Below are 18,066 nucleotides of genomic sequence, written 5' to 3' on the forward strand. Positions count from 1 at the left end.
GCGTCACACGGTGGAGACCACCGGGGTGAGGCGGTGGGAGCGGACGACCGCGAGCACGCATGCGGCGAGGAGCGCCACGACCAGGGCGGCCGGACCGCGCAGCGGGCCCGTCGTCACCTGCCCCTCGGTCAGGGCACGCGGTGCTATGCGCCCCTCGGGGTCGTAGACCACGGCGAGCACGTCCCCCGGCCGGGTGGTCCGCCCGCACCCCCGCCGGATGCGGACCTTGAAGGGTGCGCCGTCCCGGCGTACCACCGAGCACCGGTAGCCGGTGCTCCTCGCGCCGTTCCGCCCGCCGCCCTCGACGGTCGTGACGACCATGGGTGCCACCCGTTCCCCGTCCGCGGGCACCACGTCCGCCACCGCCTGCGGGACCTGGAGGGCGAGACACACACCGAGCGCCGCGACGACACCGACCAGCGCCCGCCCCGCCCGTCGGCGGACCAGATGCAGGACGAGAACCCCGGCGCACACGAGCCCCGCCTCGCCACTGGCCAGTACGGGTATTCCGGTGCGGTCGCCGACGACCCCCGCGCCCACGATCGACCCGGCTCCGAACACCCCGGCGAGGATCCCCTCCCCCACCAGCCGCCGGGGCGGCCACCCGACGAACTCGGCGGGCCCCCACACGGTGTCGCGCACGTACTCCGTCAGGTCCGGCTCATGGACGGACGGAGGACGATCCCACCGGCGCATAGCTGTACCACTCCCCGCGACGTTCCTCGTGTGTCAGCGCCTCGTATCCTCCTGCTCGGACGCGGACCGCGGTCTGCCTCCGCCCGGAACAGATGCCGTGGACAACGTTGCCGGGAGTCGGCAGCGAGACGCCCCGCCGCCCTCTCCGCGCGTCAGGACGATCCGCTCTTCGGGTTGATGGAGCGTCATATGTGCCGTTGCGCAGACGAGTTGGATCGGTTGTCCGTCAACTGCCGGGCCGGGCAGCCGAGGACCTCGCCAGCAGCACGCGCCCGCCGAGACCGGCCAGGAGGAGCCCGGCCACCATGGCGACGAGGCAGAGGGCGGGACCCGAGGACCAGTCGACGGCGGAGGCGCGGCAGCCCAGGACGACGGTCACGGCGACGGCGGTGCTCGGCAGGGCGATCAGGGCCGGGCCGGTGCGGCCGAGGTCGTCCTCGGCGAGCGCGCCGAGGACGCCGACGCCGAGGGCCAGTGCCCACACCCCCAGCGCCCGCGCGTCGAGGCGGTCGACGCTCCACGGCACGAACGCGGCCCAGAAGCCGGGCCGGACCAGCAGCCCCGTACCGATTCCGAGCCACGCCGAACCGAGCACGGCCAGCGCCGGTTTCGACCAGCCGGGCAGCGGCACTCCGCGCGGGCCGGGCGGCCGGCCAGGGGCGAGGTACTGCCAGGCCAGCGCGACCAGGGCGCACACGCACAGCGTGCCGAGCACGAAGAGCCAGCCGAGGCTGAACAGGACCGGGACGATGGAGCCGCCGCGGGTTATGTACAGCCGGCCCGCGTCGAGCAGGCTGACGGTGAACAGCCCGACCAGGACCACGGCCAGCGGGTGGACGAGCGAGCGGGCCTCGTGCCAGGCGCGGGCCCGGTTCACCGCGAACAGGCCGGGCGCGGTGCCGAGCATGGCCGCGCCGATCAGTCCGGGAGTCAGCGACTCGGGGGAGCGCCACGCGCCGAAGACGTGTCCGGTGAGGGCCACGGCCGCCAGCAGCCCGCCGACGAGGACGCTGACGACGGCGACCGCCGTGGACAGCATCGCGACTCCCGCGGTCAACGGCCGCCCGCCCGGCGGGATCGGGTCGGAGGGGGATGCGGAGGGGGAGGCGGATGCGTCAGTCATGGTCATTCCGTTTCCGGACGAGGGACACGACAAGGGGCACGACGAAGGACACGGCGAGGTGAACGAGAGCACCGAGGGGCAGAGGGGGCTACGAGCGAATGGCCGGGGCGGGGCGGACGACGACCCTCCGGTGCCCGAAGAGCCGAGCGCCTAGGGGACCGGTGCCGAGAGGCGGGTGCCCGAACCGGGTGCGGGCGCCGCCCTCTTGAGAACCTCCCGGGCGTACATGACGCGCATGCTCACCACCAGGGTCGCCATGAACGCCGTCACACCGCAGCCGATCGCCGCGCCGGCGGCCAGCGCCGTGAGCCCGTCGAGCCCCAGCGACCGTTCGAAGAGCGGGGCCGCCCCGACCGACAGCACCGGCGCCAGGCACAGGGCCACCCAGTGCAGCCGCCACTCCTCACGCGCCCAGAGGCGTCCCTCCCGGCCCGCCCGCCGCGCGCGCAGGGCCATCACCGCGTACGAGGCGGCGTACGGCAGGAGGTAGGCGAGCAGGAGCCGCCGCCCCTGCGGGCCGTGGTCCAGTGCGGCGCGCGTGATCCAGGCCAGCGCTGCGGCTCCCGCCAGGTGCGCGAGGGCCAGGACGGGCACGGGCGCCCACGTCCCGGACACCCCGGCGACGTTCTTGCGGCGGTCGAGGGAACGTGAGGCGATCAGGGCGCCGAACGCGACGACGGAGCCCAGATGCATGGTGGCCAGCCGATTGATCTCGGCCATGGAGAGTCCGGGCAGGAGCATCGGCAGGCCACCCCATTCGAACCGGAGCAGCGGAGCGGTCATCAGGAAGCCGTAGCACAGCAGCATCCAGCGCTGGTGCAGGTCGGGGAACCCGCCGACGGCGGCGAGCACTCCGAACGTCACGCTCATGACGGTGCCCACCAGGATGGTCGCGAGCACGATCCAGAAGGCGGCGCCGCTGAACGCGTCCTCGGGTGCCGTGCGCGCCAGGTACAGCCCGGCGCCCGCCATCGAGGCGTACACGGTGACCGCGAAGAGCACGCCGAGGAGCCGGTGCAGCCGGGTGCGCCGCCGTACGGCCGTGAGCACCTGTGCGGGACCCAGCAGCATCAGCACACCGCCGAGCACCGAGTGCACGATCATCGGTACGAGGCTGTGCCGGTAGGGCCCGATCCGGGTGGCCAGCGCGTCGGCCACGTAGCGCGGCGAGACCACATGGCCCAGGATCCATTCTCCGTACGCCGGGGCGCCGGGGCGCGCGTACGGCCACAGCTCGGTCATCGCGATCGGCGCGTAGCCCACGCACACGACCGTCAGGGCGATGACGGCGAGGCGGCGCCAGGTGGTGCCCGTCGGTCGACGCACGACGACTCCCTGCTCGGGGCCGCGACCCGGCCTCGATAGTCTCGTTTGGACTATCGAGACGGTAGAGGCGTCCACCGCCGGGGTCAACGGTCTGTCGTGTCCTCGTCCCGGCGCTGCACCCATCCCCAGAATTCGATCATCATCCGCTCGTACCGGATGCCGAACTCCAGCGCGTCCCGCTGCCCGCGCGTCAGCAACTCCCCGACGGACCGGGCGAGTTCTTCGTACTCACCCAGGGTCCTGTGGTGCTCGTCGAGCTGTACGGGGCCGAGCACCTCGGGCCGGCCGCCGAACCAGAGTTTGAGAATGCCCCGTTCACGGGCCTCCACCGGCACGAACGCGGAGTCGTCCAGCCAGCCCCGCAGGGCCGCCCCGCCCTCGTCCGTCAGTGTGAGCACCCTGCGGTTGCGGCCGCTCTCCTGCCGGACCTGAGACAACAGCCCGGCGTCGAGGAGCCGGTCGCACTGCGCGTACACCTGCGCGTGCGGCACCGACCAGAAGGGCGCGACCGTCCGCGCCGCCTCCACCTTGACGTCGTACGCGCTGGCCTCGCCCAGCTTGTCGATGATGCCGAGGACGAGATACGAGGCGGTGGTCAACCTAGCGTCAGCCATGGGCCGACCGTATCGCCACGCGATCACCGCACGGCAGGCACCGCCGCGTACCGGCGCCCTCGACGGGCCGCGCCCGACGCGAAGAAGATCCGGGTGCCCGGCACAATGCGGGGTATACGGGCGATCACGCAACCGACCGCACCACCTCACCCTCGGCCCGGCCGCACTAGGAGTTCCTGTGACCACCTACGTCATCACCGTTCCCGGGACGTTCGTCCACGGCCTCTCGGACGCCTCCCGTGCCGACGTGGAACGCAGGCTTCGCCCCCAGGACCCGCAGAACACGGACCTGGGCGAGAGCGAGGAGCTGAGCCTGCTGACCGTCGACGACAACCGGTTCTCCGTCCGGCTGGAGATCGAGGCGGCGGACCGGAGAAGCGCCGAGGCCGAGGCCGTGCGGCTGGTCTCCGGCGCGCTCCGGGACAGCGGCCTGTCCGCGGACGACGCCCCGCTGGGGCCCGCCGCCGTCACCGGGATCGACAGCGAATTCTGACGGCGGGCCGCCGTGGCGCCCCCGGCACACGGCGGCGCTCCACGGACGGCGGTACGCCGCGGACCGACCGCGGCCGGCCGGGCCGCTCTCAGACCGGGCGTACGACGCTGTGGACGGCCGCCTGTCCGGCGTAGGCGACCGACTCCTCGGCGATCCGTGCTCCGGGACTCGGCGCGTGGACCATCATGCCGTCGCCGACGTAGAGACCGACGTGGCTGACGTTGGCGTGGAAGAAGACCAGGTCACCGGGCTGCATCTCGGTGAGGGCGACCGCCGGGCCGGCCTGCGCCTGGTCCTGGGTGGTGCGGGGGAGCATGACTCCGGCACTCTTCCAGGCCGCCTGGGTCAGCCCCGAGGGGTCGTACGACCCGGGTCCCGACGCTCCCCACACGCACGGCATGCCGACCTGCGCGCGTGCGAAGGCGACCGCCTCGGCGGCCCTGCTGTCGTGTCCGACGACCGGCGGGGCGGCGGGAGCAGGAGCGACGAGGCTGTCGATGCTGAACCCCGGGTTCGTGCCTCCGGCGGCGGGCCACGCCTGCCGGCTGCCGGTCGTGCGCAGCGACTGCCGCCAGGCGTCGTCGACCGGCGGCGCCGGTTCGTTCGCCGGGGGCATGGGGGCGGAGCGGTAGGCGGCGGCCGGGGGCGCGGACTCGTACGCGGGCGGCTGGGGCGCCGGCTCACTCGCCGGGGGCATCGGCGCTGAGCGGTAGGCGGCGGGCTCGTACACGGGGGGTTGGGGTGCCGGCTCCCTCACCGGGGGCGGCGGAGGCGGCTGATACCCGCTGGGACGGGTCGGCGCCTCGTACGACAGGGGCAGGAGCACCGATCTGTACTCGGAGACGGGCGGCTCCGGCTCGTACGAGAGGGGCAGGAGCACCGACTTGTACTCGGCGGCCGGAGCCGCGGGCTCGTACACATGGGGCACGGAGCCCGTCTCCTGCACACGGGGCATGGAGCCCGTCTCGTACGCGCGCGGCATCGAGCCCGTGTCGTAGGCGCGGGGCATCGAGCCGGTGTCCTGCACACGGGGCATGGAGCCCGTCTCGTACGCGCGGGGCACCGACCCGGTGTCCTGCACGCGGGGCATCGAGCCCGTCTCGTACGCGCGCGGCATCGAGCCCGTGTCGAACGCCGTGGGGGCGGGCGCCGGCTGGAACGCGGGGGGCTGGGGCAGCTGCTGGAACGCGGCGGTCCGGGGCGCCTGTTCGTACGCGATGGGCTGCGGCGCGGGCTGGAACGCGGGGGCCGGGGGAAGCGACTGGTACGCGGGGGGCTGCGGGGCGGACGGGAACCGGGGCTCTTCCACCGGCCGGTACTCGATCGCCGGCGCCTGCGGCTGCCGCGGGACGGGCATGCTCGTCCGGGCCGCGTGCCGCGCCATCAGGTCCTGCGCGACCGCGAGCTTGCGCCGGGCGGTCTGCTTCCTGCCGTGCAGCGAGGACTTCTGCGAGGCGGCGGCGGCCGGAGCGGCCCCCGCCGGGAGCGCCGCGCGGACCGCCGAACCCGCTTCCGTCGCCGCCGGGGCGCGACCGGTCACGCTCTCGGCCGCCGGACCCGCGGTCAGCTCCAGGACGGGACGCCCGGCCGGTTCCGAAGCCGGTCCCGCGGTCAGCTCGCGCATCGGGGCCGCCGTCAACTCGGCGACGGGCCGCATGATCTGCTCCAGCTCGTACACCGTCGGAAGGTCCGACGAGGACCCCTTGGGGGCTCTCGCGCCCTCCTTCGGACGGGCACTCGCGCCACCCCGCTCCGGCAGCCGGTCGGACGGAAGGACGGCCGGGGCCGAGGGTCCGAACCGGGAACGCGCCCCGTCGAACCACTGCCGCATCAGGTCTTCCTCGGCGGGCTCGGAACCGCCACTCCCCTGGCCGGAGCCGCGTCGGCCCGGCCTGCGGGTGGAGTTCGCCAGAGCGCGGGTCCCGTTGAAGTTGCCGGTGGCCATCTCCGCCTGGTCGTAGAGGGACGAGAGCCGTCGGGCGACTTCTTCGCCGCTGGGCGGGGTGCGTTCCGGCGCCATCGAGTGGTGCTCCTTCCGTCGTCCGCCTACCGGGTTAGCTGTCGGGTTCGGGCGGACGATTCCGGAAGGTATGCCCTACGGCCCCTGCCCCGAAAGGCAGTCGGCCGATTCACCCCAGGTTCGGTGGGTCCCCGGCTCCCGCTGCCACGAGGACAGTCAGGACTCGGCGGAGGCCGCGCCGCCCGGCGACTTCGCCGGAGGGAGTCGGGCGACCTGGTCGCCAACTTAGCCATGATGTGCACCGGATGTGAAGATCCACGTCCCCTATGTCCGATACATTTTCGTGACCTTCGTCGCACCACCTCGCAGCGCGACGACGAGGACACGCGCCGTGCCCGAAAGGGAAGGCTGAGCACGGCCGTTGGGGTGATCGGGCACGAAGTCCGCCCCACCGGGCGGACTTGGCGAGACGCGGCCGGCCCGACTCCAGACGACCCGGCGGGACAGGCTCCGAGGCACCCGGCACTCCGGACACGCGCCCGGCCGACTCGACTGTGTCGAAAGTGTGCACAGAACTGGCGTTCCGTTGCATGCCGTTCGACATCGGCGGCGCCCGTTGGTCACACCTTGACCGGTTCTGGCCGAACTGGCCGGACAACTGCTGCCGTCACGCGCCGGCCGTACCGTCGAGGCACATCAGACCACGAGAGCGAGTCGAGGATCCCCACGTGCACGATGCGCCGATCTATGCCCAACTGATCTCCGAACGCGGGGACATACCGACCCTCGTACGGAGCGAGGCCCGTCGGCTGCAACGCGACTTCGAGTGGATCCTGAGCTGGGATCCGTCGACGGGCGCCCCGCTTCCCTCGGCCGCCGCACGCTCCGCGTCCGGCACCCGCCGTCCGCTCTCCCCGCACCCCGACGACCGGCTGGACGCGCCCGGGCCCTAGATCACGTCTGGTTCGCCGCCGGACCGTTCGGCGGGGAGCGGGTCGAGTCCGTCGGCGATCCGCGCGACCAGGCCGGAGACCGTGGCAGCCGTGACCCGGTGCCAGGTCCGGGCCCGCCGGACCATCGCGTGATCACCGCGCTCGACCCGCACGGCGCTCGCGGAGGAGCCCGCCTCCACGGCCCGCCGGACGAGGGCGAACGACTCCGCGGGGTCGGTGATCCGGTCCCGGTCGCCGTGCAGCACGATCACCCGCGTGTCCCGGAGGTGGGCCACCGGCTCGCCCTCCGGGCACCAGGGAGCCAGCGCCACGACAGCCCGGACCTGCGGTACGGCGGCGGCCCGCAGGGCGGCGCGCCCACCCATCGAGTGCCCCACGAGCACGACCGGCACCTCCCCGACGAGGGCGGACAGTTCAGCCAGTGCCCGCAGGACATCGGCGACGGGGTCGGCGTCCGCGCCGTTCCAGCCCCGGTGCCGATAGCGCACCTGCCCCACGAACGTGGCCTTGTCCGACAGGGCCCGCGTCACACAGCGCAGAAACGGCCGCATCCGTGCGCGGGCGACGTTCCACGGCCGCAGCGGGGCCTTGCTGTCGGCGGCACCACCGTGCAGGACCAGGACGGCGGCACGCGTCGGACCTGACCCCGGAGGGACCGCACGCCACGGCATCAGGGCCGCGGGGACGTCGGCCGCCACAGGCCGGGACACATCGTCGGCGGACCTCCGCGCAGAGTCTCGCATGGCACCTCTCCCCCGCACGGCGCTCTCCACGCCCCGCGCTCGACCGTGAGGAGGATCGTCTCATCGGCCACCGGTCGTCGGTGACCGGGTAGGCCGTGCTCCGCGACCTTGCAGGCCGTGCTCCGTGACCGGGCAGGTCGTACAGGGGGGCGACGGCGGCGCGGCTTCACTCGGCGTCCTCGGACCGGGCGCGATGGCCGCTGCGCCACTCCTGATAGAACCGCCACAGGCGGGCGGCCTGCGGGCAGCGCCCCGACTCCCGCTGGCACGTGCGGCAGTTGCCCACATGGCTGACGTAGGCGCTCTCGGGGGCGTCTCGCCCCGGCTGCGGATTCGGCATGGTCCTCGGCACCGGTCGGCGCGACGCGCACGAGCGCGGCGTCGCTTCTGATGCCGTACTTCCGCGTCGGGTGACCGGACGGATGCACCAGCCGAGGACGGATTCCCGGTCGGACGCGCGAGGCCGGTCAGTCGAGGAGGTCGACCTCGTACTCCGTCGTCGCCGGGAACGGCCGGTCGACCGGGGGTCTGCGGACCCTGAGACGGGTCACCTCGAAGTCCATCTCTGAGGCCGTGGGAGGCGGCGGCGGGTGGTAACGCCCGGCGCACACGGACAGGTTGACGATGAGATAGGCGTGCCAGGATCTGCCGACGCCGCGCCGGTCGTCGAAGGCCTGGATCCCGTTGACCCACCACACCACCCCGTGGGCACCGAACTCAACCATGATGTCGACCCAGCCACCTGGCCGGATGGCCTGGTTCCGGTAGTAACGGTGGGTGTTGCGCACGTGGTTGGAGAGTTCCAGCAGGTCCGGGTTGTCGGGGTGGTACTCGAAGACGTCGATCTCCTGACCGCCGTCCCGCCAGGTCCAGACGGCCGGCCAGGCCCCGGTCACCGTCGGCAGCTTGACCCGCGTCTCCAGCACGTCCCCCGTACGGACCATGAAGCCGTCCGGGCTGCCCTCGGTGGTCAGCAGGCCCGCGTCCCAGTCGCCGTCCGCTCTGCGCGTGGCCCGGAAACGGCCGGTCCGGCAGTAGGCGGGGTCGGTCACCAGATGGTCGAGTTTCCCGTCGTCCGGATTGACCGGACCGCCGTCGGGATAGGCCCAGGAATGGCCCGCGACCCATTGCCGGGGCGAGGCGAAATCCGCCGTGAAGACGACATCGGACACGCGGCACTCCTCGATGACGGCGTTTCGCGTACGCCTCAGGTTCTCCCCGACCCGGAGTCGTCCACGCCCCGTTCCCGACAACCCGCCACAAAACAACCCATCGGGGTGAACCGGCCGTACTCCGGCGCACAGCGGCCGCGGCGCACGGCGCACGGCGCCAACGGTGCACGACACCCGCCGTGGACGACGCCAACGGCGGACGGCGTCCCCGGCCCGGGTCCCCGTGCGCCGGTCCGGTGTTCACGTCGGGTGACCCGACTCGATCCCGGTCGGCCTCGAACGCGGGAAAGCCACGGCCCGGGGTCGCGTCGACGGCAGACTGGAGGCCATGACTTCACCGGATTCCAAGGCCGACCTGCACCGCTATCTCCAGTCGGCTCGTGACGCCCTGGTGTGGAAGCTCGACGGTCTCTCGGAGTACGACATCCGCCGTCCGTTCACGCCCACGGGGACCAATCTCCTCGGTCTGGTCAAGCACGTGGCCACCATGGAACTGGGCTACCTCGGCGCCACGTTCGGGCGGCCGTCGGCCGAGCCACTGCCCTGGATGGAGCACGCGGGCGAGACGAACGGGGACATGTGGGCCACCGCCGAAGAGTCACGCGCGTTCATCGTGGGGCTCTACCGCCGGGCGTGGGCCCACGCGGACGCGACGATCGACGCGCTGCCGCTGGAGACGACCGGCACGGTGCCGTGGTGGCCCGCCGGGAAGGACGAGGTGACGTTGCATCACGCGGTCGTCCGCGTGATCGCCGACACCCAGCGGCACGCCGGGCACGCGGACATCATCCGCGAACTCATCGACGGCGCCGTCGGGATGAGCGAGGAGAACGACAGCATGATGCCGGGTGGCCGGGCATGGTGGGAGGACTACAAGGCCCGGCTGGAACAGGCGGCCCTGGACGCCGGCAAGGACGAGTGACGACGGGGGCTGACCACCCGCTCGTACGCGCCGTCGCTCCGGGAACGCGTCCCGGGTGCCGGGGCCGTCAGGCGTCCGGCCAACTCCCGCTCCCCGCGAGGTCGAGGACGAGTGCGGCGATGTTCCACGCGTCGTCCTCGCCCCGGTGATGTCTTCCCTCCAGCGGCAGCCGGGCCAGACGCAGTGCCTCTGCCATCCCGGGCCGTCTCCGCAGCCCGTGCGCGGTGGTGAAGGCCGCCTTGGCGTTGGTGTGCCGGTGGCCGAAGGGGTACGGGGTGGTCGTGGCGGCGCACTGACGGGTGAACTGGTGACGGTCGTAGTCGCCCCAACTCGCCCACGGCCGCCGCCCCGTGTGGTGCAGCGCGGCCAACTCACGGCAGGCTTCGGCGAAGGTGAGGCCCTGATCGACCTCGCCCTGTGTCAGCCCGGTGAGTTCGGTGCAGAACGCGCCGACGGTCGAGCGGGCTGGCCTCACCAGGAGGCGGTGCTTCGCCACCCGGACTCCCTCATCCAGGTCGACGACCGTCAGCCCGATCTCGATGATCTCGCTCACCGCTCCGGGCGGCGGCGGGCCGTCCCAGCAGGTGGCCTCGACATCGACGACGTTCAGGAGTCCCCCGGCACTGTTCATGCGGGTGAGCGTAGAAGGGAGTGCACCGGGCCCGCACCGGGATTTCCGCTCCGCCGCGCCGGCCGGCCACCGGGATCGGACGTGACGGCGCCGTGCGGGACTTCGGCATGACGGCGGGCCGGAGCGCGACTCAGGGGCGCGGCCAGGGGCGTCCGCCGATGCGCTCGATGTCGGTGTTGAAACGCCGGAGGTAGGAGGCGAAGGCGGCGATGTCCTCCTCCGGCCACTCGGCCATCACACGGTCCAGGGAACTGATGAGCCCCTGCCGCTCCTCGTCGAGCAGCCGCGCTCCCTCGTCCGTGATGCGGAACTTGCGGGCCATGCCGCCGTCGGGGTCGGCGATCCGCTCGACCAGCCCGGCGCGCATCGCCGCCGCGGTCTGCCGGTTGAGGGTGGAGGCGTCGAGCCCGAAGGCGTCGCTCAGTTCACCGATCGACATCGGGCCCTGGATCCGGATGCGGCTGAGCAGGATGTAGGCGCTGCGCTCCAGGACGCCGTCCTTGGTGCGGCCGCCTCTGTGGTTCATCCATCCATGGCGGCTGAGCAGCATCTGCTCGTACTCGACCTCGTGTGTGGGCCTGACCATCCGCCTGCCGCCTCCCGCTGTCACCTGGGCCGCGCGTCCCGCGCGGAGCGGTGCGACCCGGCCCCATGCTCCCACATACGCATGCACAAGCCACATCACATGCATGAGCCATACAGCATGCGTGATGCATACGACATGTACGATGCACATCCCTTGCCCGCAGACAGCCCCGAGGAGTCCCCATGGACGCCCCCCAGCCCTCCGCCCGAGCGAGCGGCGTGGTCGCCACGCTCGCCTTCGCCGGCACCGTGGCGGCGATCATGCAGACGCTGGTCACGCCGCTCATCGCCGAGCTCCCCCAGATCCTGCACACCACACCGGCGAACTCCGCCTGGGTGATCACCGTGACCCTGCTGGTCGCGGCCGTCTGCGTCCCGGTCTCCGGCCGCCTGGGCGACCTGCTGGGCAAGCGGCGCATGCTGCTCGCCTGTTCCGTCCCGCTCGTGGTCGGCTCCGTGGTCTGCGCGCTTTCCTCGTCCGTCGTCCCGATGATCGTCGGACGGGGTCTCCAGGGCATGGGCATGGGCATGGTGCCGCTGGGCATCGCCCTGCTGCGTGACGTGGTGCCGGCGGAGAAGCTGAGCTCCTCCATCGCGCTGGTCAGCGCGTCCATGGGCATCGGCGGCGGCCTCGGTCTGCCCATCTCCGCCGCGGTCGCCCAGTACGCGAACTGGCGCGTGCTGTTCTGGGGCTCGGCCGTGCTGGCCGTGGCGATCGGAACGCTGATCTGGTTCCTCGTCCCCGACGTGCCGGCCGGTGCCAGGGGTCAGCGCTTCGACGTCCTCGGCGCGCTCGGCCTCGGTGTGGGCCTGGTCTGTCTGCTGCTCGGCGTCTCCAAGGGCGCCGACTGGGGCTGGGGGTCCGCGACGACCGTCGGGCTCTTCGTCGCCGCCGTCGCGGTCCTGATCGCCTGGGGCGTCTGGGAGATGCGGACCAAGGACCCGCTGATCGACCTGCGCACCACCGCCCTCCCCCGGGTGCTGTTCACCAACGCGGCCTCGATCTTCGTCGGCTTCGGCATGTACGCCAGCATGCTGATCATCCCTCAGCTGCTCCAGTTCCCCGAGGCCACCGGCTACGGACTCGGCCAGTCGATGCTCGCGGCGGGCCTGTGGATGGCACCCGGCGGCATCATGATGATGATCGTCTCGCCGCTCGGCGGGAAGCTGACGGACGCCCGCGGCCCGAAGTTCACCCTGGTCTGCGGTGTCCTCGTCATCGCGCTCGGCTACGGTCTCGCGCTGGCCCTGATGGGCACGCCCTGGGGTCTCATGCTGACCGGCATGGTCATCAACAGTGGCGTCGGTCTCGCCTACGGCTCGATGCCGGCCCTGATCATGAGCTCGGTCCCGCTCTCCGAGACCGCCGCCGCGAACGGCTTCAACACGCTGATGCGCTCGCTGGGCACCTCGGTCGGCTCGGCGGTCATCGGGGTCATCCTCGCCCAGATGACGACCAGCGCGGCCGGCTACACCTTCACCTCCGAGGGCGGGTTCCGCACCGGTCTCGTCGTCGGCGGCTGCGTCGCCCTGGTGGCCGCCGCCATCGCCGCGGTGATCCCCGCGGTCCGCGCCGCCGCCGGAGCCGACAAGGCAGGCCCGAGCACCGAGCCGGAAACGGCCGCCGCGACCCGCTGAGACCCACGGCCCCGCACCGGCTCCGGCAGCCCCCTGGCCCGCCGGAGCCGGTGCGCCGGCACACCCTCGCGCCGCGTCAGGTGGCCAGGGCGCCCGCCGAGCCGCGCCCCGGAGCACCGCTCGGCCCCTCCACCTCAGTCCGCCTGCCCAGGTAGGTGAGCGGTCCTGGGTCGGCCACCGGGATCTCGTGGAAGCCGAGCCGGTCGTAGAACGCCCGAGCCGGCCTGTTCGCGGTGACCATGCCCAGGTGGACCATGGGCACCCCGCGGTCGTGCAGCGCGGTGAGGAGGGTGTTCATCAGGGCTCTGCCGTGACCGCGCCGCTGGAAGTCGGGCAGCAGGTCGATGTGCAGGTGCGCCGGATAGCCGGCGAGCTCGGGCAGGACCATGCGCTCGGGCGTGTGCAGCAGCCCGATCATCGCCTCGGTGGGCGTGCGGGGCGGCGCCGTGGGGACGGGATAGCGGTGCGCGACGCGCGGGATCCAGGTCTCCCGGAACCGGGCGGCGAACTCCGCGGTGTCGCCGGTGCCGACCACATAGCCGACGGCCCGGCCGGACCCGTCGTCCAGGACGAAGGCCAGCCCGGGCTCCAGGACGCAGTAGGGCTCGGCGAAGAGCGCCGGCATCAGCTCCTCGTCGGGGTACAGCGCACGCGAGTCACCCCCTTCGTCCGCGGTGCTCACGCACACGTCGGCGACGGCGGCACGGTCGGCGGCCCGGTAGGCGCGAATGCTCGGCGGTGGGTTCATGGGCGGCATCCTGACGCCTTGGGAGCGCTCCCACAAGGGTCCGCGCACCGGCGCCCCGCAAGGATGTCCGCGGGAGGCGGGAGGCGCGCCGCGCTCCGGACCGGACAGTGAGCGCGGGGCGCCGCTTGATGCCATGCTGAAGTACCGGATCATGACCTGGGAGCAGGAACGACGGCAGCGTGAGGACAGTGACACGGCCGAATCGAGCGGCGATCTGGAACCGGTTCGTGGCATCCGACCCGGGCCTGCTGCGGCTCATGGCCGGACTGCGGACGGTCGGCGCGATCGCCCTCACTCTCATGGTCCTCGGCATGCGCGGGGCCGGTCCCGGCCTCATGGTGAGCGGTGCCATGACGGCGATGGTCGCCACCTTCTCCATCAAGGAGAAGCACCGCGGCGAGCAGGCCGTCACCCTCGCGCTCGGGCTGCCGGTGGCCCTCGCGGCGATGTCGCTGGGCGCCGTGCTCAGCACCCATACGCTGGCGGGCGACGTGTGCTTCATCGCCCTGATCTTCGTCGCGGTCTACTGCCGCCGCTACGGCGACCGCGGCACGGCCCTCGGACTGATCGCCTTCCAGATCTACTTCCTGTCCCTGTTCGGCGGAGCCGGGTACTCCACCCTGGCCTCCCTGTGCGCGGCGCTGGTCATCGCCTTCCTGTGCAGTGCCGTGGTCCGCTTCGGCGTGGTCGCCGAGTCGACCGAGCGGGTCCTCAAGAGGCTCCGCAAGGCTTTCCGGGCCCGTGTGGCCCAGTTGGTCTCCGTCCAGATCGACCTGCTCGACGCCGATCGCGACGACGTCGAGAAGGCCCTGGACGACGTACGGCTGCACACCGCGCGGCTGCACGAGAGCGCCATGATGATCCAGGACCGGCTGGACGAGGGAACCTCCGACGGCGCGAGCGCCTCGCTGCTCCAGCGGAGGGTCGCCGAGGCCGAGATCGCCGCCGAGCGCCTCGGCATCCTGATCCTCACCGCGCGCAGCGCCGAGCAGGCGGACACGCTCGCCCTGCATCTGCCGCACGCGCCGCTACCCGCGCCGGGAGACCGGCTCCAGGAGCGCGACGACACCATCGCGACGCTGCACCGCGATCTCGAAGCCCTGCGGGTGCTGGTGGCCGGCCCGGTCTCCGGTGAGCACGGCACCGGGGTGGCCCAGCTGCGCAACCGGCTGCTCGGTTACCGGGAGGAGGACAACCTGCCGAACGCCCCGGCGGCCGTGCAGGACGTCTTCCGCGGTATCGGAGAGGCGGCCCGGGCGGCCCTCGGCCTGCGGCTGGCGCTCGACGGCCCCCAGGACGAGAGCGACGACTCCCCCGAGACGAAGCGTTCCCGCGAGGAGCTGGACGCCGAGGACGCCTCCATCGCCGCCGAGGAGAAGCACGACGACCCCCACCCCACGGGTCTTGACCGGCCCACGACCCGTGCCGCCGTACAGGTCTCGGTGGGTTCGACGCTGGCCATCGTCGGCGGGGAACTGCTCTCCCCGCAGCGGTGGTACTGGGCGGTGCTGACCTGCTGGGTCGTCTTCCTGAACACCTCGTCGACCGGGGAGATCCTGGTCAAGGGCTATCGCCGGCTGCTGGGCACGGTCCTCGGCGTGGTCGCGGGTGTCATCCTGGCCGGCGTGGTGGGCAACCACACCTGGACGGCGTTCACGCTGGTCCTGCTGTTCATCTTCGCCATGTACTTCACGGCACCGGTGTCGTACGTGCTGATGTCGTTCTTCGTGACGGCGATGCTGGGGCTGCTCTACACCGTGCTCAACACCTACAGTCCCGCGGTGCTCGTCCTGCGGATCGAGGAGACGGCGCTGGGTGCCGTCTGCGGGATGGTCGCCGCCGTCCTGGTCCTGCCGGTGCACACCGACCGCCGTACGGACGAACTGCTCGCCGCCGTGCTCGTCCGGCTCGGGGACGTCACCGCGGCGGCGGTGGAGCAGCTGAGCGGCGGCATCTCGCTCGATCTGCTGGACAAGGCGCGCGATCTCGACACGGCGCTGGACAATCTGCGGGGCTCCACCAAACCGCTGACCCATCCGATCACTCCGTGGCGGGCCCGCCGTCAGACCGCCCGCTACATCGTCGCGCTCCTGGAGACGTGCGCCTATCACGCGCGGTCGCTGGCGGCGACGGCCGAACTCCTCCCCTACAGCAGGTCGGTCGCCGCTGATCCCCGGCTCAAGCTGGCGGGCCGCCGGATCAGCCACAACATCGACGTCCTCGTCGCCCGGGTGGCGGCGGACGCCGCGGACGGGGTCGCGGAGACCGGGGCGAGCCTCGCCGCGATGCTGGAGCCGCAGATCCCGGACTCGCCCCGCCACGACCGCGTCACGGGCCGCGTCCTGCGTCATCTGCAACGCCTGGACGAAGGCGTGATCGGTCTGGCCAGGCCCCTGGGGGTACGGATCTCCACGCCCGCCAAGAAGGAGACGGCCGGGAGTGCGGCGCGGTAGTGCCGCGGCAGGCGCTCAGCCCACGTTCCACAGGAACCGGTGCGTGTGGATCCCGAAGTAGGGGAACGACTGCACCTGCCGGACGCCCTCGATCTGCCGTACGACGTCGTTGACGAAGTCCAGCAGATCCCGCGGCCCCGGGCAGACGACCTCGGCGAACAGGTCGAATCCGCCCGAGGTCAGCACCGAGTAGACGACCTCGGGCCGCTCGGCCAGCGCGTCCGCGACCTCACGCGGGTCGTCGTCCACCGCGATGCCGAGCAGGGCCATCGCCTGTCCGCCCATGCCCATCGGGTCGGTGACGCCGACGACCTGGACCGCCTGCGAGTCGAGCAGGCGCTGAAGGCGCTGGCGGGCCGCCGAGGCGGACAGCCCGACCTTCGGGCCGAGTTCGGCATAGGCGATACGGCCGTCGATCTGAAGTTCCCGCAGGATGGCCCGGTCGATCTCGTCCACGCTGTTCCTCTCCGGCTGACCCGGTCACAGGGTATCGGCGCCGTTCAGCCCGCCAGTTCGGCCAGGGCGGCGGCGAAGACCTCGGTGTGCCGGTCCACGTCCTGCTCGGTGGTCGCGGGGCACATCAGCGCCATGTTGTGGAAGGGGGTCAGCAGGATGCCCCGGTTGGCGAGGTAGAGGTGGAGGAAGTCCTCCAGTTCCGTGTCGGCCGCCGCGGCCGATTCCGTTCCGGTGCGCGGCGCGGGATCGGCGAACCGGTATTCCGTACGGGCCCCGAGGCGGCTCACCGACCACGGCAGGCTCCACTTGTCGATGCCCGCCCGCACCCCGGCCTCGAAGCGCTCCGACAGCTGCGCCATCGTCTCGAACGCGGCGTCGGTCAGGACGTGTTCCAGGGTGGCGCGTGTCGCCGCGGTGGAGAGGGCGTTTCCGGCGAGGGTGCCGCCGACGCCGCCCATGTCGACCAGGTCGAGATCGGCGCGGCCGAGCAGCTTGTCGGCGAGTTCGGCCGACAGCCCGTACGCGCCGGCCGGGATCCCTCCGCCGATGGCCTTGCCGATGGTGAGCATGTCCGGCTCCAGGTTCCAGGCGGCGGTGCAGCCACCGGGCCCGGCGGAGAAGGTGTGCGTCTCGTCGTTGATGAGCAGGGTTCCGTACCGGCGCGTCAGTTCGCGGACGCCCTCCAGATAGCCCGGCTCGGGCAGCACGATGCCGATGTTGGTGAGCGCGGGTTCCATGAGGACGGCGGCGACGTCGCCGTGGGCGAGCTCGCGCTCCAGCTGCGCCAGGTCGTTGAACTCCGCGACGCGGCTGGTGAGGGTGACGTCGCACGGCGCGCCGACGTTTCCGGGGCGGGCCTCGCCGTGCCCGTCCGCGCCGACCACGATCAGCGACTCGTCGACGCTGCCGTGGTAGCTGTAGCTGTTCACCAGGATCTTCGGGCGGCCGGTGACGGCTCGTGCCAGCCGGATGGACCAGCGGTTGGCGTCGGTCGCGGTGAGCGAGAAGCTCCAGCGCGCGAGCCCGAAGCGGCGGGTGAGCTCGGCGCCCACCCATTCCGCGTCCTCGGTCGGCAGCATCGCGGTCGCGCCGCCGCTCTCGGCGAACCGGGTCCGCACCGCCTCGGCCACGACCTCGGGCGAGTGACCGGCCATCGCGCCCGTGTCGCCGAGACAGAAGTCGATGTACCCGTGGCCGTCGATGTCGGTGACACGGGCTCCGCGCGCGCTGTCCAGATAGCGCGGGAAGGCCCCGGCGGTCTTGTTCATCCAGGTCATCGGAACCCTGCCGAACAGGTGCTCCGCGCGTTCGTACGCGGCCCTGGACCGGGGGTTGCGGCGCTCGGCCTCGGCGCTCTCACGCGCCAGGAGCTGCTGAAGGCGGGTGCGGTCCATCGAGGGCTCCTCTGGGGTGGACGCGATCGCCGGGCCCGGTCGACCCGGTGTCGACGGGCACGGTCGGCGAACGGATACAGCAAGAGTACGAACGTATACGGAACCAAAGCAAGGTCCGACGCTCGATTCGACTGTATTGACAACTGATTCGAGCGTCAT

General features: G+C 72.3%; 18 protein-coding genes and 1 riboswitch. Of the genes, 5 read left to right on the forward strand and 13 right to left on the reverse strand.

Annotation, left to right across the window (positions count from 1 at the left end; genetic code table 11):
* Nucleotides 1-3: 3 nt before the first annotated feature.
* The 4 genes from ACZ4AA_RS32535 to ACZ4AA_RS32550 form a co-directional block, all read right to left on the reverse strand.
* A complete protein-coding gene (locus ACZ4AA_RS32535; protein ID WP_467610735.1) occupies nucleotides 4-642 on the reverse strand; it encodes a hypothetical protein in 639 nt (212 codons plus the stop codon).
* A gap of 280 nt (nucleotides 643-922) precedes the next feature.
* On the reverse strand, nucleotides 923-1,819 hold the full coding sequence (locus ACZ4AA_RS32540; RefSeq protein WP_467610737.1) for a hypothetical protein: 897 nt from the start codon (nucleotides 1,817-1,819) through the stop codon (nucleotides 923-925).
* A gap of 150 nt (nucleotides 1,820-1,969) precedes the next feature.
* Nucleotides 1,970-3,145: a DUF2306 domain-containing protein gene (locus tag ACZ4AA_RS32545; protein WP_467610739.1), complete on the reverse strand. Its 1,176-nt coding sequence runs from the start codon at nucleotides 3,143-3,145 to the stop codon at nucleotides 1,970-1,972.
* A gap of 83 nt (nucleotides 3,146-3,228) precedes the next feature.
* Nucleotides 3,229-3,759 (reverse strand): PadR family transcriptional regulator, encoded by a 531-nt coding sequence (locus ACZ4AA_RS32550; RefSeq protein WP_467610741.1) that lies wholly within the window; start codon nucleotides 3,757-3,759, stop codon nucleotides 3,229-3,231.
* Nucleotides 3,760-3,937: 178 nt separating this feature from the next.
* Here ACZ4AA_RS32550 and ACZ4AA_RS32555 point away from each other — a divergent pair, with 178 nt between their 5' ends.
* Entirely contained in the window at nucleotides 3,938-4,252 is a 315-nt protein-coding gene (locus ACZ4AA_RS32555; protein WP_467610743.1) for a hypothetical protein, read from the forward strand.
* A gap of 88 nt (nucleotides 4,253-4,340) precedes the next feature.
* On the opposite strand, the gene ACZ4AA_RS32560 is transcribed toward ACZ4AA_RS32555, so the two are convergent.
* A complete protein-coding gene (locus ACZ4AA_RS32560) occupies nucleotides 4,341-6,272 on the reverse strand; it encodes a C40 family peptidase (protein ID WP_467610745.1) in 1,932 nt (643 codons plus the stop codon).
* Between the two features lie 7 nt (nucleotides 6,273-6,279).
* A riboswitch (cyclic di-AMP (ydaO/yuaA leader) is annotated at nucleotides 6,280-6,451 on the reverse strand.
* A gap of 489 nt (nucleotides 6,452-6,940) precedes the next feature.
* Between ACZ4AA_RS32560 and ACZ4AA_RS32565 the strand changes: the two genes are divergently transcribed.
* A complete protein-coding gene (locus ACZ4AA_RS32565) occupies nucleotides 6,941-7,165 on the forward strand; it encodes a hypothetical protein (RefSeq protein ID WP_467610747.1) in 225 nt (74 codons plus the stop codon).
* Here ACZ4AA_RS32565 and ACZ4AA_RS32570 read toward each other — a convergent pair.
* The 3 genes from ACZ4AA_RS32570 to ACZ4AA_RS32580 form a co-directional block, all read right to left on the reverse strand.
* Nucleotides 7,162-7,908: an alpha/beta fold hydrolase gene (locus tag ACZ4AA_RS32570; protein ID WP_467610749.1), complete on the reverse strand. Its 747-nt coding sequence runs from the start codon at nucleotides 7,906-7,908 to the stop codon at nucleotides 7,162-7,164. The two genes, ACZ4AA_RS32565 and ACZ4AA_RS32570, sit on opposite strands and share 4 nt — an antisense overlap.
* Before the next feature lie 166 nt (nucleotides 7,909-8,074).
* Nucleotides 8,075-8,248: a hypothetical protein gene (locus tag ACZ4AA_RS32575; RefSeq protein ID WP_467610751.1), complete on the reverse strand. Its 174-nt coding sequence runs from the start codon at nucleotides 8,246-8,248 to the stop codon at nucleotides 8,075-8,077.
* A gap of 127 nt (nucleotides 8,249-8,375) precedes the next feature.
* Nucleotides 8,376-9,080 carry a beta-glucanase gene (locus ACZ4AA_RS32580; protein ID WP_467610753.1) on the reverse strand — a complete coding sequence of 235 codons (705 nt, stop codon included), beginning with the start codon at nucleotides 9,078-9,080 and terminating at the stop codon, nucleotides 8,376-8,378.
* Between the two features lie 328 nt (nucleotides 9,081-9,408).
* Here ACZ4AA_RS32580 and ACZ4AA_RS32585 point away from each other — a divergent pair, with 328 nt between their 5' ends.
* Nucleotides 9,409-10,002: a DinB family protein gene (locus ACZ4AA_RS32585; protein ID WP_467610755.1), complete on the forward strand. Its 594-nt coding sequence runs from the start codon at nucleotides 9,409-9,411 to the stop codon at nucleotides 10,000-10,002.
* Nucleotides 10,003-10,069: 67 nt separating this feature from the next.
* On the opposite strand, the gene ACZ4AA_RS32590 is transcribed toward ACZ4AA_RS32585, so the two are convergent.
* Together ACZ4AA_RS32590 and ACZ4AA_RS32595 are read right to left on the reverse strand one after the other, a co-directional pair.
* Nucleotides 10,070-10,633 carry a 3'-5' exonuclease gene (locus ACZ4AA_RS32590; protein ID WP_467610757.1) on the reverse strand — a complete coding sequence of 188 codons (564 nt, stop codon included), beginning with the start codon at nucleotides 10,631-10,633 and terminating at the stop codon, nucleotides 10,070-10,072.
* A 130-nt stretch (nucleotides 10,634-10,763) separates the two neighbouring features.
* Complete coding sequence (locus ACZ4AA_RS32595) at nucleotides 10,764-11,219, reverse strand: MarR family winged helix-turn-helix transcriptional regulator (RefSeq protein ID WP_467610759.1); 456 nt, start codon at nucleotides 11,217-11,219, stop codon at nucleotides 10,764-10,766.
* 182 nt (nucleotides 11,220-11,401) lie between these two features.
* On the opposite strand from ACZ4AA_RS32595, the gene ACZ4AA_RS32600 reads away from it, so the two are divergent.
* The gene (locus ACZ4AA_RS32600) at nucleotides 11,402-12,856 is read left to right on the forward strand and encodes an MFS transporter (RefSeq protein WP_467610761.1); all 1,455 of its coding nucleotides are present in this window, start codon (nucleotides 11,402-11,404) and stop codon (nucleotides 12,854-12,856) included.
* A 76-nt stretch (nucleotides 12,857-12,932) separates the two neighbouring features.
* On the opposite strand, the gene ACZ4AA_RS32605 is transcribed toward ACZ4AA_RS32600, so the two are convergent.
* The gene (locus ACZ4AA_RS32605) at nucleotides 12,933-13,604 is read right to left on the reverse strand and encodes a GNAT family N-acetyltransferase (protein WP_467610763.1); all 672 of its coding nucleotides are present in this window, start codon (nucleotides 13,602-13,604) and stop codon (nucleotides 12,933-12,935) included.
* A gap of 257 nt (nucleotides 13,605-13,861) precedes the next feature.
* On the opposite strand from ACZ4AA_RS32605, the gene ACZ4AA_RS32610 reads away from it, so the two are divergent.
* A complete protein-coding gene (locus ACZ4AA_RS32610) occupies nucleotides 13,862-16,057 on the forward strand; it encodes an FUSC family protein (RefSeq protein ID WP_467610910.1) in 2,196 nt (731 codons plus the stop codon).
* A 15-nt stretch (nucleotides 16,058-16,072) separates the two neighbouring features.
* On the opposite strand, the gene ACZ4AA_RS32615 is transcribed toward ACZ4AA_RS32610, so the two are convergent.
* Nucleotides 16,073-16,513 (reverse strand): Lrp/AsnC family transcriptional regulator, encoded by a 441-nt coding sequence (locus tag ACZ4AA_RS32615; RefSeq protein WP_467610765.1) that lies wholly within the window; start codon nucleotides 16,511-16,513, stop codon nucleotides 16,073-16,075.
* A 44-nt stretch (nucleotides 16,514-16,557) separates the two neighbouring features.
* Nucleotides 16,558-17,907: a transaminase gene (locus tag ACZ4AA_RS32620; protein ID WP_467610767.1), complete on the reverse strand. Its 1,350-nt coding sequence runs from the start codon at nucleotides 17,905-17,907 to the stop codon at nucleotides 16,558-16,560.
* Between the last annotated feature and the right edge of the window lie 159 nt (nucleotides 17,908-18,066).

Source organism: Streptomyces sp. NPDC024698, from assembly GCF_055559015.1.

What these genes read in the sequence shown, in the direction of transcription:
- ACZ4AA_RS32540 (WP_467610737.1), bottom strand. Translation starts at nt 1,819, where the DNA reads ATGACTGACGCATCCGCCTCCCCCTCCGCATCCCCCTCCGACCCGATC.
- ACZ4AA_RS32550 (WP_467610741.1), bottom strand. Translation starts at nt 3,759, where the DNA reads ATGGCTGACGCTAGGTTGACCACCGCCTCGTATCTCGTCCTCGGCATC.
- ACZ4AA_RS32560 (WP_467610745.1), bottom strand. Translation starts at nt 6,272, where the DNA reads ATGGCGCCGGAACGCACCCCGCCCAGCGGCGAAGAAGTCGCCCGACGG.
- ACZ4AA_RS32570 (WP_467610749.1), bottom strand. Translation starts at nt 7,908, where the DNA reads ATGCGAGACTCTGCGCGGAGGTCCGCCGACGATGTGTCCCGGCCTGTG.
- ACZ4AA_RS32575 (WP_467610751.1), bottom strand. Translation starts at nt 8,248, where the DNA reads ATGCCGAATCCGCAGCCGGGGCGAGACGCCCCCGAGAGCGCCTACGTC.
- ACZ4AA_RS32585 (WP_467610755.1), top strand. Translation starts at nt 9,409, where the DNA reads ATGACTTCACCGGATTCCAAGGCCGACCTGCACCGCTATCTCCAGTCG.
- ACZ4AA_RS32590 (WP_467610757.1), bottom strand. Translation starts at nt 10,633, where the DNA reads ATGAACAGTGCCGGGGGACTCCTGAACGTCGTCGATGTCGAGGCCACC.
- ACZ4AA_RS32595 (WP_467610759.1), bottom strand. Translation starts at nt 11,219, where the DNA reads ATGGTCAGGCCCACACACGAGGTCGAGTACGAGCAGATGCTGCTCAGC.
- ACZ4AA_RS32600 (WP_467610761.1), top strand. Translation starts at nt 11,402, where the DNA reads ATGGACGCCCCCCAGCCCTCCGCCCGAGCGAGCGGCGTGGTCGCCACG.
- ACZ4AA_RS32605 (WP_467610763.1), bottom strand. Translation starts at nt 13,604, where the DNA reads ATGAACCCACCGCCGAGCATTCGCGCCTACCGGGCCGCCGACCGTGCC.
- ACZ4AA_RS32610 (WP_467610910.1), top strand. Translation starts at nt 13,862, where the DNA reads ATGGCCGGACTGCGGACGGTCGGCGCGATCGCCCTCACTCTCATGGTC.
- ACZ4AA_RS32620 (WP_467610767.1), bottom strand. Translation starts at nt 17,907, where the DNA reads ATGGACCGCACCCGCCTTCAGCAGCTCCTGGCGCGTGAGAGCGCCGAG.